Genomic DNA, 12,925 nt, shown 5'->3' on the forward strand with positions numbered 1-12,925 from the left:
GGGGCGGCCCGGGCGCCGCCCACGAGAAGATGGGCGCGGCCCACGAGAAGATGGATGACCGAAAAGATGACCGAGGACATGACTGACATGACGGGCATGACACTGTCCGTGGGCGCCCCCGCTCACGGGGGTCACTGTGTGGCCCGCCCGGTGGGTGAGCCCTCCGGGCGGGTCGTCTTCGTGCGTCACGCCCTGCCCGGAGAGACCGTGCGCGCCCGCGTCACCGAGAAGACCTCCAAGATGTGGCGGGCGGACGCTATCGAGGTGCTCTCCGCCTCACCGGACCGAGTCCCCTCCCTGTGGCCCGAGGCGGGGCCCGGGGGAGTCGGGGGAGGCGAGCTCTCCCATGTGGCGCTGCCCGCCCAGCGCACTTGGAAGCGCTGGGTCCTGGCCGACTGCCTGCGCCGCATTGGCGGGCCGGCCACCGCCGAGGCCGTGTCCGCCCTGCCGCAGGCGCGTCAGGGCGCCGTCCCCATTGAGGCCCTGCCCACCGACGCGGCCACCGAGGCCAGCCCTGATAAATGGCGGCGCAGGCGCGCCGGGGCCGCCACACGCACCCGCCTGTCCCTGACCGTCACCGACGACGGGCGCGCCGGCATGCACGCCTTTCGCTCCCGGACGGTCCTGCCGGTAACCCGCCTCCCCTTGGCGGTCCCCGCCATCGCCGAGCTGGGGCTGACCGAGCGCTCGCGTTGGCGCAAGCTCTACGAGCCGGGCATGCGCATTGAGGCGGTGGCGCCCTCCGGCGGTGATCCGGTGGTCTCGATCGGCGGGCGGGCGTTGACCGGCGCGGGCCGGGTCACGGGGCGGCGCCGCGTCGAAGAGGTCGTTGACGCCTCCGGCCTGGGCCTCGATGAACTGCGCTACTCGGTGCATATCAACGGCTTCTGGCAGGTCCACTGCGACGCGCCCAGGGTGCTGGTGGACCGGGTGGTGCGCGCCGCCCTGGCGGAGGAGCCGACGGCGGCCGGCAGCGCCCCCGGGGTGCCGGCCCCAGACGCACGGGACTGTGCGGGCCTGCGGGTCCTGGAGCTGTACTCGGGCGCGGGTCTGTTCACCCTCCCCTTGGCGCTGTACGCCGGCGAGGTGTGCTCCCTGGAAGGGGACGAGACCTCCGTGGGGGACGCCCGCCGCGTCCTGCACCGCCACCGCAATGCCCGCCTGCTGGCCGGGCGAGTCAGTGCTCGGGCCGTGGAGAGCCTGGGGGCCTCCTTCGGCGCCGGCGGGGGCGAATGCGCTGACGTCGTCGTCCTCGACCCGCCCCGGCAGGGGGCCGGACGTGAGGTCATGGAGGCGCTGGCGGCCCTGGGGCCGCGCCGCGTCGTCCTCGTGGCCTGCGACCCGGCGGCCCTGGCGCGCGACCTGGCGGCCCTGCTGCGCGGCGGCTACCGCCTCGGGGCCATGAGCGCCCTGGACATGTTCCCCCACACCCACCACTTCGAGACCCTGGCCGTCCTGGAACGCCGCTGATCCGGCGGCCGGGCGGCGCTACCGGGGCCCAGCCCGGCAATCCGCCGGGAGCCCAGGCCGCCCCGGTGGTCGGGGTCGGTGGGGATCGGTGGGGGCCATTATTGGCCCCCACCGGGTTCGGCGCAGCGGCCCTCACGATATTGGGGGCAGCGGGATACGTGTTGACGCGGCGTGACAGGGCGTCGGCTAAGTTGACGCTGACCTGGCCTGCCTGCGCTCGACCCGCGCCTAAGCAGGAGCCCGAAGAGAACAGGAGCAACGACGTTGACGAGCCTCGACACCTTCTCCTCGCGCGCCACCCTCGACGTGGGCGGCACCGGCTACGAGATCTTCCGCCTGGACGCCGTCCCCGGCCTGGAGCGCCTGCCCTACTGCCTGAAGGTCCTGGCCGAGAACCTGCTGCGCACCGAGGACGGGGCCAATGTCACCGCCGACCATGTGCGCGCCCTGGCCGCCTGGGATCCTGCCGCCGAACCGGACACCGAGATCCAGTTCACCCCGGCGCGCGTGGTCATGCAGGACTTCACGGGGGTGCCCTGCATTGTGGACCTGGCCACCATGCGCGAGGCCGTCGCCGACTTGGGCGCGGACCCCGGGGTCATTAACCCGCTGGCCCCCGCCGAGATGGTCATTGACCACTCGGTGCAGATCGACTCCTTCGGGCTGACCAGCTCCCTGGAGCGCAATAAGGAGCTGGAGTACGAGCGCAACGCGGAGCGCTACCAGTTCCTGCGCTGGGGGCAGGGGGCGCTGTCGAATTTCCGTGTCGTGCCCCCGGGCACCGGCATTGTCCACCAGGTCAATATCGAATTCCTCGCCCGCACCGTCTTCACCCGGCAGGTGCAGCGGACAACGGCGCAGGGCGAGCAGCAGGTCACCCAGGCCTACCCGGACACCTGTGTGGGCACCGACTCTCACACCACCATGGTCAATGGCCTGGGCGTGCTGGGCTGGGGCGTGGGCGGCATTGAAGCCGAGGCGGCCATGCTGGGCCAGAGCGTGTCCATGCTCATTCCGCGCGTGGTCGGCTTCAAACTCACCGGGTCCATCCCCGCCGGCGCCACCGCCACCGACGTGGTCCTCACCATCACTCAGATGCTTAGAGCCCATGGGGTGGTGGGCAAGTTCGTGGAGTTCTACGGCCAGGGCGTGGCCCAGGTCCCCCTGGCCAACCGGGCCACCATCGGCAACATGAGCCCCGAGTTCGGCTCAACGGCGGCCATCTTCCCCATTGACGAGGAGACCCTGGACTACTTGCGCCTGACCGGCCGCTCCCAGGAGACCATCGCCCTGGTGGAGGCCTACACCAAGGCCCAGGGCCTGTGGCATGACCCGGACCGCGAGCCGGTGTTCTCCGAGTACCTTGAGTTGGATCTGTCCACCGTGGTGCCCTCCATCGCCGGGCCCAAACGCCCCCAGGACCGTATCGAGCTGTCCCGCGCCAAGGAGGCCTTCGAGGCGGCCCTGCCCGCCTACGCGCCCGAGGCCCACAAGCCCACGCCGGTGACCCTGGCTGACGGCACCGCCGTTGAGCTCGACCACGGGCACGTGGCCATCGCCTCGATCACCTCATGCACCAATACGTCCAATCCGAGCGTCATGGTGGCCGCCGGGCTGCTGGCCCGCAATGCCGTGGCCCGGGGCCTGCGCTCCAAGCCCTGGGTCAAGACCTCCACGGCGCCGGGCAGCCAGGTGGTCACCGACTACTACGAGAAGGCGGGCCTGTGGCCGGCCCTCAACGAATTGGGCTTCAACGTTGTGGGCTACGGCTGCGCCACCTGCATCGGCAACTCCGGGCCCCTGCCCGCGCAGGTCAGTGCCGCCGTCAATGACGCCGACCTGGCCGTGGTCTCCGTGCTCTCGGGCAACCGCAACTTCGAGGGGCGCATTAACCCCGACGTCAAGATGAACTACTTGGCCTCCCCGCCCCTGGTCATCGCCTACGCCCTGGCCGGGACCATGGATTTCGACTTCGCCACCCAGCCCCTGGGCCAGGATCCCGACGGCAACGACGTCTTCCTGGCCGACATCTGGCCGAGCCCCGTCGAAGTGCAGGACACCATTGACACCACCATTGACCGGGAGATGTACACCCGCGACTACGCCGACGTTTTCGCCGGCGACGAGCGCTGGCGCGGCCTGGACACCCCGCAGGGCGAGACCTTCGCCTGGGACCAGGACTCCACCTATGTGCGCAAGGCCCCCTTCTTCGCCGGGCTCACCATGGAGCTGACCCCGGTGAGGGACATTGAGGGCGCCCGGGTGCTGGCGCTCCTGGGGGACTCGGTGACCACCGACCACATCTCCCCGGCCGGCGCCATTAAGCCCGATTCCCCGGCGGGCCGCTACCTGGCCGAGCATGGGGTGGCCCGGCGCGACTTCAACTCCTACGGCTCGCGCCGGGGCAACCACGAGGTCATGATCCGCGGCACCTTCGCCAACATTAGGCTCCGCAACCAGCTGCTCGACGGCGTGGAGGGCGGCTACACGCGCAACTTCCTCACCGGCGCCCAGGAGTCGATCTTCGACGCCGCCCAGGCCTATCGGGCCGCCGACGTGCCCCTGGTGGTGCTGGGCGGCAAGGAGTACGGAAGCGGCTCCTCACGCGACTGGGCCGCCAAGGGCACGGCCCTGCTGGGCGTCAAGGCGGTCATCACCGAGTCCTTTGAGCGCATCCACCGCTCCAACCTCATTGGCATGGGCGTGGTGCCCTTGCAGTTCCCCGCCGGTGAGAGTGCCGCATCCCTGGGCCTGGACGGTACCGAAACCTTCACCATTAGGGGTCTGACGGCGCTCAACGACGGCGTCACGCCCGCCACGGTGGAGGTCAGGGCCACCAAGACGGGCGGCTCGGTGGTGGCCTTCGACGCCGTCGTGCGCATTGACACTCCCGGGGAGGCCGATTACTTCCGCAACGGCGGCATTCTTCAGTACGTGCTGCGATCCCTGGCCCGCGGCTAGCCCCCAGGTGGTCTCCCGGGCCCATAACGCCTCTTGCGCTCACCGCTGCCGCCCGGCCGAGCGATGGTTTTTGAGACGTCTTGTCGCAAATCGGTCCGCTGGGCGCCGTCGGCTCCTACAGTGGTTCATAACACAGTGAGGCGCCGGCGGGCGCCGGGACGAGGAGGCCACCAGGTGTTCCAGATCCGCATCCACGGGCGCGGCGGGCAAGGAGTCGTCACTGCCGCAGACCTCTTGGCCTACGCGGCCTTCAAGGAGGACCGTCACGCCCAGGCGTTCCCCTCCTTCGGCTCCGAGCGCACCGGGGCACCGGTTGTCTCCTACTGCCGTATTGACACCAAGCCCATCCGCTCCCACGAGCCGGTCCTCACCCCTGACGCGGTCATTGTCCAGGACCCCACCCTTCTGAGCGCCATTGACGTCTTCGCCGGCTTGAGGCCGGGGGGCTACGCCATTATTAACTCTGCGAAGCCCTTCAGCGCCTTCGACATCGACCCGGCCACCGTCGCCGACCTGCCCGACGCCCACCGCCTGACGGTCCCGGCCACCGACCTGGCCATGGAGCATCTGGGGCGGCCCATGCCCAACGCCGTGCTCCTGGGCGCCTTCACGGCCGTCACCGACATTGTGGGCCTGGAGGCCGTGTGCGGCGCTATCTCGGATCGCTTCCCCGGCGCCGTCGGGCAGCGCAATATCGCCGCCGCCCGCGCCGCCCACCGGATTGTGGCGGACACGCTCGCCCGCAACCTCAAGGAGGCCGCCAGTGCTGTGTGAGATCGAAGGCTCCAAGGCTGTCGCCGCAGCCGTGGCCGCCTGCCGACCGGGCGTGGTGTGCGCCTACCCCATCTCCCCGCAGACGCACATTGTCGAGGAGCTGTCCCGGCTGGTGAAGGTCGGTGAGCTGGAGTGCGAGTACGTCAATGTCGAATCCGAGTTCGCCGCCCAGTCCGTGGCCATTGGCGCCTCGGCCGTGGGGGCGCGGGCCTACACCGCCACCGCCTCCCAAGGGCTGCTGTTCATGGTCGAGGCCGTCTACAACGCCGCCGGCCTGGGCCTGCCCATTGTGATGACCGTGGCCAACCGCGCCATTGGCGCCCCCATTAATATCTGGAACGACCAGTCCGACACCATGAGCCAACGCGACTGCGGTTGGCTCCAGCTATTCGCCGGCGACAACCAGGAAGCCGCCGATCTCCATGTTCAGGCCTTCCGCGTCGCCGAGGAGTTGAGCCTGCCGGTCATGGTCTGCATGGACGGTTTCGTGCTCACCCACGCGGTCGAGCGCGTGGACGTCCCCGAGCGCGAGCAGGTCGACGCCTTCCTGCCCCCCTTCTCCCCGGTCCAGCGCCTCGACCCCGCCGACCCGGTCACTATTGGCGCCATGGTGGGGCCTGAGGCTTTCACCGAGGTCCGCTACCTGGCCCACACCAAGCAGGTCCACGCCCTGGAGGTCATTGAACGGGTCGGCGCAGAATTCGCGGCCGCCTTCGGGCGCGACAGCGGCGGACTGCTCCACACCTACCGCACCCAGGGCGCTGAGACCATTGTGGTGGCCCTGGGGTCGGTGACCGGCACCCTCAAGGACGTCATTGACACCATGCGCGAAGGCGGCATCCCCATTGGCCTGGTCTCGCTGGTGTCCTTCCGCCCTTTCCCGCTCCGGGCCATGGAGAAGGCCCTAGCGGGGGCCAGACGGGTGGTGAGCCTGGAGCGCGCCTTCAGTCCGGGGCGCGGCGGCATTGTCGAGGAGGATCTGCGCCGCGTCCTGTGGCGGCGGGCCGGGTCGGTGACTCTGAGCACTGTGGTCGCCGGTCTGGGCGGGCGCGATATCACCTCGACCGGCCTGCGCGCGGTCCTGGAGCGGGCCTGCCATGGCGAGACCGGCGAGCTGGAGTTCATGGACCTGGACCACGCGGCGCTGGCCGCGCACACCTCCCAGGTGGGCCACCCCGAGCCCGTAACCCAAGGAGAGCCCGCATGAGTGACCAGCGCATTAAGTTCTACCAGGTTGGCTCTTTCGCCGTGGGCAACCGTCTCCTACCGGAGGCCCAGTCCATCCAGTCGCGGCGGGAGCGCGCCAACACCCTGACATCCGGGCACCGCGCCTGCCAGGGCTGCGGCGAGGCCCTGGGCGCCCGCTACGTCCTGGATGCGGCGGCGGCCGCCGCCGAGGACGCCGGCGGCTCAGTGGTCACCGTCAACGCCACCGGCTGCCTGGAAGTCTTCTCCTCCCCCTACCCCGAGTCCGCCTGGCGCCTGCCCTGGCTGCACTCCCTATTCGGCAACGCCCCGGCCGTGGCCACCGGCGCCGCCGCCGGGCTGGCGGCCCTGGGGCGCTCAGAGGTGCGCGTGGTCGCCCAGGGGGGTGACGGCGGCACTGTGGACATTGGCTTCGGCTGCCTGTCCGGCATGTTCGAGCGCAATGACGACGTCCTCTACGTGTGCTACGACAACGAGGCCTACATGAACACCGGCGTGCAGCGCTCCGGTGCGACTCCGCCGGCGGCGCGCACGGCCACCACCCAGGCCGTCGGCCCGAACCCCGGCAATGTTTTCGGGCAGGGCAAGGACGTGCCCCGCATCGCCATGGCTCACGAGATCCCCTACGTGGCCACTGCCACCGTCGCGGACCTGCACGATCTGGAGCGCAAGGTATGCCGCGCAATGACCATGCATGGGGCCCGCTACATCCACGTCTTCGTCCCCTGCCCCCTGGGGTGGGGCACGAAGTCCTCGCACACGGTGCGCCTGGCCCGTTTGGCCACCCAGTCCGGGCTCTTCCCGGTCTTCGAAGCCGTCGACGGCGAAGTCACCGGGGTCACCCCCATCCGCCGCCAGGTCCCCGTAGAGGACTACCTCGTCCTGCAGCGCCGCTACACCCACCTGTTCAGGCCGCGCAAGGACGAGACGACCATTGCCCGTATCCAGGCCATCGCCGACCGCAATATCCGCCGCTACGGCCTACTGGGGGCGGAGGACCTCGCTCCCGTCCTGCCCGACGGCGCCACCGGCGCCGCCTCGAGCCTAGGCGTCCGGGCTGATCTCAATGACGCCCCCGAGGAGAACTGAGATGACCGCCACCGCCCCCACCGAGCCCAGTCACCGAACCCGCCCGTTCGCCATTACCCTGGCCACCGGCTCCTCCCTGGAGAACAAGACCGGGGCCTGGCGCGTGGAGCGCCCGGTCTACCGGGACTTCCTGCCCCCGTGCAATGAGGCCTGCCCGGCCGGCGAGAACATCCAGAAGTGGCTCTATGACGCCGAGGACGGCTCTTATGAGCGGGCTTGGCGCACCCTCATGGTCGACAATCCCCTGCCGGCCGTCATGGGGCGCGTGTGCTACCACCCCTGTCAGGACGCCTGCAACCGTGCGCAGGTCGACGAGGCCGTCGGTATTAACGCCGTCGAGCGCTTCCTGGGTGATGAGGCCCTCAAACAGGGCTGGGTGCCCGACCCTCCCGCCCCGGACACCGGCAAGAGGGTCCTGGTGGTGGGGGCCGGGCCCGCGGGGCTCAGCGCCGCCTACCAGTTGCGCCGGGCCGGCCATGCCGTCACCGTGCGCGATGCCGCCCCCAAACCCGGCGGCATGATGCGCTACGGCATTCCCGCCTACCGTCTGCCCCGCGAGGTTCTGGACGCCGAGATCGCCCGCATTGCGGATATGGGCGTCACCTTCGTCATGGGCTCCAAGGTTGAGCGGGTCCTGCCTGAGCTCGACAGCGGGGAATTCGATGCGGTCTTCCTGGCCATTGGCGCTCAACTCGGACGGCGCGCCTACATCCCCGCCGGTGAGGCGGCCCGCATTCTGGACGCCGTCGCCCTGCTGCGCGACGTCGAGGATGGCGAGGGCGACCAACTCATGCTGGGGCGGCGCGTCGTCGTCTACGGGGGCGGCAATACGGCCCTGGACGCCGCCCGCACCGTCAAGCGCCTGGGCGCCGAGGAGGCGATCATTGTCTACCGGCGCACCCGCGAGCGCATGCCGGCCCACGACTCCGAGGTCACCGAGGCCCTGGAGGAGGGCATCCAGATGCGATGGCTCTCCACCGTCCAGCACGCCGAGGCCGGCAGGCTGCGCATTGAGAAGATGGAGTTGGATGAGACCGGCTTCCCCCAGCCCACCGGTCAGATGGAGGACTTGGAGGCCGACTCCCTGGTCCTGGCCCTGGGGCAGGAGTCCGACCTGGACCTGGTCACGGGCGTGCCCGGACTGGTCATTGACGACGGCGTGGTCCAGGTCGACCCCACGACGCTCATGACCGGTTACCCGGGCCTGTTCGCCGGCGGGGACATGGTGCCCTCCCAGCGCACGGTGACCGTCGGGATCGGCCACGGCAAGAAGGCGGCCCGCGCCATTGACGCCTACCTGCGCGGCGGGGTCTACGAGCCCGCCCCCAAGCACCCCTTGGCCCAGATCAGCGCCATTAACTCCTGGTACTACGCCGACGCCCCCCAGCAGGTGCGCGAGCGGCTGGAGGGGGCCCGCCGCGCCCAGACCTTCGATGAGGTGGTCCAGGGGCTCAGTGCGGACAACGCCCTGTTCGAGGCGCGCCGGTGCATGAGTTGCGGCAACTGCTTCGAGTGCGACAACTGCTTCGGGGTGTGCCCGGACAATGCCGTCATTAAGCTCGCCCCCGGCCAGCGCTACACCTTCAACTACGATTACTGCAAGGGCTGCGGCATCTGCGTGGAGGAGTGCCCCTGCGGGGCCATTGAGATGGTGCCGGAACTCACCTGAGGTCGAATTGACACGGCTCATCTGGGAATAGCCGGGGCGGAGAGGGCGTTGGCCTGCCTGATCGACCCCAGCCGCCTACGCAGGAGACCCGGTATGAACCAGCCCATCGACACCGCCGCCACACCGGCGCCCCCGCCTGCCGTCGGAGGGCCCGGCACCCAGGAAGTGGACCTGCTCGTGGTCGGCGGTGGCAAGGCCGGCAAGTCCTTGGCCATGACCCGCGCCAAGAAGGGCGACTCGGTGGTCATGATCGAGCGCGACAAGGTGGGGGGCACCTGCATTAACGTCGCCTGCATCCCCACCAAGACCCTCATTTCCTCGGCCCGAGTTCTCCACGAGGTCCAGGGCGCCCCCGCCTACGGGGTGAGCCTGCCCGAGATGGGCGCCGACGAGTCCTCCTCCACGGACGATTCCGCCCTGCTGCACCGGGCCCGCATTGACCTGGCGGCCCTGCGCAGGCGCAAAGAGGGCGTGGTCGGGGCGATGGTGGCCGCGCACGAGCACATGTTCCCCGCTTCCGGCATGGACTTCGTGCGCGGCACCGCCCGCTTCGTGGCGCCCCGCACCGTGGAGGTCACCTCGCCCGGCGCCGCCGTCCGCCGCGTGCGCGGGAAGACAGTACTCATTAACACCGGCACGGTTCCAGCTGTGCCCGCTATTGCGGGCCTGGGGCAGGCGGCCTACTGGACCAGTGAGGATCTGCTCACCCTGCCCGAGCTGCCCAGTCACCTGGTGGTGCTCGGCGGGGGCGTCATCGGTGTGGAGATGGCCTCCCTTATGGGGCTGTTGGGCGTGCCCGTCACGCTCCTGCACGCCGGGGAGCACATCCTGGACCGGGAGGACCCCGACGTCGCCGCCGAGGTCGCCCGGGGGCTGGAGGCCCTGGGGGTGCGCGTTCTCACCGGGGCGCGCGCGACCCGCGTCACGACGCCGGGGCCCGGGGTGGCGCCGGTCGTGGTGCGCACCGCCGATGGGCGGGAGGCTACCGGCTCCCACCTCCTGGTGGCCCTGGGCCGCACCCCGGTCACCGAGGACCTGGGCCTGGAGGCGGCCGGCGTCGAGCTCACTGAGCGCGGCTTCGTGCGGGTCGACGACCAACTGCGCACCAGGGCCGAGGGTGTTTATGCGGCCGGGGATGTTGCCGGCACCCCCCAGTTCACCCACGCCTCCTGGAATGATTTCCGGGTGCTGCGCGACATCCTCGACGGCAAGGAGGCCACCACTGCGGGGCGCCTCATTCCTTGGGCGGTGTTCACTACCCCCGAGTTGGGGCACGTGGGCCTGACTGAGACCCAGGCGCGCGCTCAGGGCCGACCGGTGCGCGTGGCCACGACCCCCACCGCCGCCGTGCCGCGCGCCAAGACCCTGGGGCGCACCGAGGGCTTCTACAAGGTGATCGTCGACGCCGACACCGAGGAGATCCTGGGCGCCGCCATCGTTGGCCCCGAGGCCAGCGAGGTCATTACCTCAGTGCAGATGGCGATGCTCGGCGGCTTGACGTGGCGACGTCTGCGCGATGCCGTCATCACCCACCCCACCATGAGCGAGGGCCTCAATATCGTCCTGGACTCCCTGGGTTGAGAGCCGGGTTGAGAGGGCCGCGCCGGCGCAGCGGGACCGGCCCGGTGGCAGGATGGCGCGCGTGCTGCACGTGATCTTCTTCGAGCCCCGCATCCCGGGCAACTCCGGCGCCGCCATCCGCCTGAGCGCCAACACCGGGGCCGCGCTCCACCTGGTGGACCCCCTGTTCGATATGGACGACGCCCGGCTGCGCCGCGCCGGCCTGGACTACCACGACCTGGCCCGCACCCGCGTCCACGCCACCTGGCAGGAGTGCCTGAAACAGGTGCCCGGCCGGATTTTCGCCTTCACCGCCCGCGCCGAGCGCCTTTATACGCAGGTGCACTGGCAGGGGGATGACGCCCTGCTCTTCGGTCCTGAACCCACTGGTCTTCCCGAGCAGGTCCTGGGTCATGAGCGCGTCACCGACCTGGTGCGCATCCCCATGGTGGCGGGCAACCGCTCCTTGAACCTGGCCAACTGCGCAGCCATTGGCCTGTACGAGGCGTGGCGCACCCTGGGGTTCCCCGGCGGGCGCTAGCAGCCGGGGCCACGGGGGCGGACGGGCCCCGCCCGCCGCGGGCAGCCGGGCGGGCGGGGCCTGAGCGCCTCGGGGTCAGAGCACGGTGGTGGGGCGGATAGTCAGGTCCTCCACGCAGGCGTCCCTGGAGGCGCTCACCGCCAGCCGTACCGCGGCAGCCACCGACTGCGGACGCATGTGGTCCTTGGCCCGGTAGGCGCCGCCGGGGCCCGACCCTGCGGTGGCCCCCTGCTTGTGAAGGCGCTTCTGCATGGGGGTGTTGACTCGCCCGGGGTAGATGGTGGTGACTCGCAGCGCCCCGCGCTCCTCCTCGCGCAGTGCGTCGGCCAGGGCCCGCAGGCCGTGCTTGGCCGCGCAGTACAGGCCCTGCCCGGGCCAGGTCCGCTGGCCGGCACCGGAGTTGACCATAATCACCAGGCCGTGGGCCAGCCGCAGGGCGGGCAGGAGCAGGCTGGTCAGGTGGGCCACCGCCACCAAGTCCAGGTCCAGCACCGACCGCCAGCGTTGGGGTGTGAGCTCCTCGATTCTCCCGGCGGCCTCCACCCCTGCGGAGTTGACGAGGACATCGACGTGAGACAGGTCCAGGGAGGCGATCGCGTCGGCCAGGGCCGTGTCATCGGTCAAGTCGACGGCGCAGGTGCGCACCTGCGCCCCGCTCTGCTCCCCCAGGGCGGCGGCGAGCCCGTCAAGGTGGGAGGCGGTTCGGGCCAGCAGGACGAGGTCGTGGTCCTGGGCGAGATCCTGAGCCACGGCCAGACCAATGCCGGAGGTCGCCCCGGTGACCACCGCCAGGGGCCGGCGCTGACTGTCTCCTGAGGCGGGTTGCGGCGGCAGGACGCGGCGTCCCCGAGGGGCGGGTCGTGCAGTGTCCTGGCCCGCGGTCACACCGGCTCCTGAAGGAAGAGGGCGCCCTCACCGGGCACGGAGTAGGTGGCTGTCAGGACGGCGCGCGCAATGCAGTGCATGGAGGCCTGGAAGGCGAGCATGGTGGGGGTGGCCTCCTCATCCAGGCCGAGGGTCTCCACGTCCAGGGCCCACACGGAGAAGACATAGCGGTGGTCCCCGTCCCCGGCGGGCGGGTAGGGGCCGAACCAGGCGTGGGTGCCGGCGTCTCCGCGCAGGTGGAAGGCGGCACCGTTGAGTTGGAGGTCGGACTCCCCGGCGCCTTGGGGAAGGCCGGACACTGAGGCGTCCAGATCCGCAATGGCCCAGTGCCACCAGCCCGCCAGGGTGGGGGCGTCGGGGTCGAAGCAGAACAGGACGAAGGAGCGGGTCTCCTCGGGGAAACCGGACCAGTGCAGTTCGGGGGAGACATTGTCGTGGATCGCAGTGAAGCGGTCCGCGATCCGCTCGCCCTCGGCAATGTCCTCAGAGGCGAGCACGAAGGCGGGAACCCGGGGCATGTGGTCGTAAGGAAAAGGGGAACGCGTTCGGGTCAGGTCAGGTGCCATAGTTCCTCCGGTCGTGAGGTGGTGCGTAACCTCACTGTAGACGCCGACGCCGGCACCGTCCTGGCTGCGGCGGGGTCGTTTGCACTGCGCTCCCGCACCGCCCGCGGCCCGGAGGGGGCGGCTTGTAGCGCACCCCCGCGCAGCGCGACCCGGAGGAGGCAGCATTGCGGCGGCGTTACCGGGGATTGCGGGGAATTACAGGGA

General features: G+C 70.4%; 10 protein-coding genes. 8 read left to right on the forward strand and 2 right to left on the reverse strand.

What is annotated here, in order from left to right:
• Positions 1 to 54 precede the first annotated feature (54 nt).
• From EUC46_RS00390 to EUC46_RS00425, 8 genes are all read left to right on the forward strand, one after another.
• Positions 55 to 1,470, forward strand: a complete 1,416-nt coding sequence (locus EUC46_RS00390) for a class I SAM-dependent RNA methyltransferase (RefSeq protein WP_241655302.1) — start codon at positions 55 to 57, stop codon at positions 1,468 to 1,470.
• 264 nt (positions 1,471 to 1,734) lie between these two features.
• Positions 1,735 to 4,431, forward strand: coding sequence for an aconitate hydratase AcnA (gene acnA / locus EUC46_RS00395; RefSeq protein WP_128772220.1), 2,697 nt, complete (start codon positions 1,735 to 1,737; stop codon positions 4,429 to 4,431).
• Between the two features lie 174 nt (positions 4,432 to 4,605).
• Positions 4,606 to 5,205: a 2-oxoacid:acceptor oxidoreductase family protein gene (locus EUC46_RS00400; RefSeq protein ID WP_128772221.1), complete on the forward strand. Its 600-nt coding sequence runs from the start codon at positions 4,606 to 4,608 to the stop codon at positions 5,203 to 5,205.
• Positions 5,195 to 6,412 (forward strand): pyruvate ferredoxin oxidoreductase, encoded by a 1,218-nt coding sequence (porA, locus tag EUC46_RS00405; RefSeq protein ID WP_128772222.1) that lies wholly within the window; start codon positions 5,195 to 5,197, stop codon positions 6,410 to 6,412. Before EUC46_RS00400 ends, porA begins: the two co-directional genes overlap by 11 nt.
• Positions 6,409 to 7,500: a thiamine pyrophosphate-dependent enzyme gene (locus EUC46_RS00410; RefSeq protein WP_128772223.1), complete on the forward strand. Its 1,092-nt coding sequence runs from the start codon at positions 6,409 to 6,411 to the stop codon at positions 7,498 to 7,500. Before porA ends, EUC46_RS00410 begins: the two co-directional genes overlap by 4 nt.
• Position 7,501: 1 nt before the next feature.
• Positions 7,502 to 9,169, forward strand: a complete 1,668-nt coding sequence (locus EUC46_RS00415; RefSeq protein WP_128772224.1) for an NAD(P)-binding protein — start codon at positions 7,502 to 7,504, stop codon at positions 9,167 to 9,169.
• A gap of 213 nt (positions 9,170 to 9,382) precedes the next feature.
• The gene (locus tag EUC46_RS00420; protein ID WP_241655327.1) at positions 9,383 to 10,750 is read left to right on the forward strand and encodes a dihydrolipoyl dehydrogenase family protein; all 1,368 of its coding nucleotides are present in this window, start codon (positions 9,383 to 9,385) and stop codon (positions 10,748 to 10,750) included.
• Positions 10,751 to 10,811: 61 nt separating this feature from the next.
• A complete protein-coding gene (locus tag EUC46_RS00425; RefSeq protein WP_128772226.1) occupies positions 10,812 to 11,270 on the forward strand; it encodes a tRNA (cytidine(34)-2'-O)-methyltransferase in 459 nt (152 codons plus the stop codon).
• A 75-nt stretch (positions 11,271 to 11,345) separates the two neighbouring features.
• Here EUC46_RS00425 and EUC46_RS00430 read toward each other — a convergent pair whose 3' ends face one another.
• Both EUC46_RS00430 and EUC46_RS00435 read right to left on the reverse strand, forming a co-directional pair.
• Positions 11,346 to 12,155: an SDR family oxidoreductase gene (locus EUC46_RS00430; RefSeq protein WP_206645842.1), complete on the reverse strand. Its 810-nt coding sequence runs from the start codon at positions 12,153 to 12,155 to the stop codon at positions 11,346 to 11,348.
• Positions 12,152 to 12,721 (reverse strand): YbhB/YbcL family Raf kinase inhibitor-like protein, encoded by a 570-nt coding sequence (locus tag EUC46_RS00435; RefSeq protein ID WP_128772227.1) that lies wholly within the window; start codon positions 12,719 to 12,721, stop codon positions 12,152 to 12,154. The genes EUC46_RS00430 and EUC46_RS00435 overlap by 4 nt, the downstream gene beginning before the upstream one ends.
• Positions 12,722 to 12,925 lie beyond the last annotated feature (204 nt).

This window comes from Actinomyces oricola, from assembly GCF_004104015.1.
GTDB lineage: Bacteria > Actinomycetota > Actinomycetes > Actinomycetales > Actinomycetaceae > Actinomyces > Actinomyces oricola.

Coding starts and splice junctions, on each gene's coding strand:
- EUC46_RS00390 (WP_241655302.1), top strand. CDS start 55: ATGACCGAAAAGATGACCGAGGACATGACTGACATGACGGGCATGACA.
- EUC46_RS00410 (WP_128772223.1), top strand. CDS start 6,409: ATGAGTGACCAGCGCATTAAGTTCTACCAGGTTGGCTCTTTCGCCGTG.
- EUC46_RS00415 (WP_128772224.1), top strand. CDS start 7,502: ATGACCGCCACCGCCCCCACCGAGCCCAGTCACCGAACCCGCCCGTTC.
- EUC46_RS00420 (WP_241655327.1), top strand. CDS start 9,383: ATGACCCGCGCCAAGAAGGGCGACTCGGTGGTCATGATCGAGCGCGAC.
- EUC46_RS00435 (WP_128772227.1), bottom strand. CDS start 12,721: ATGGCACCTGACCTGACCCGAACGCGTTCCCCTTTTCCTTACGACCAC.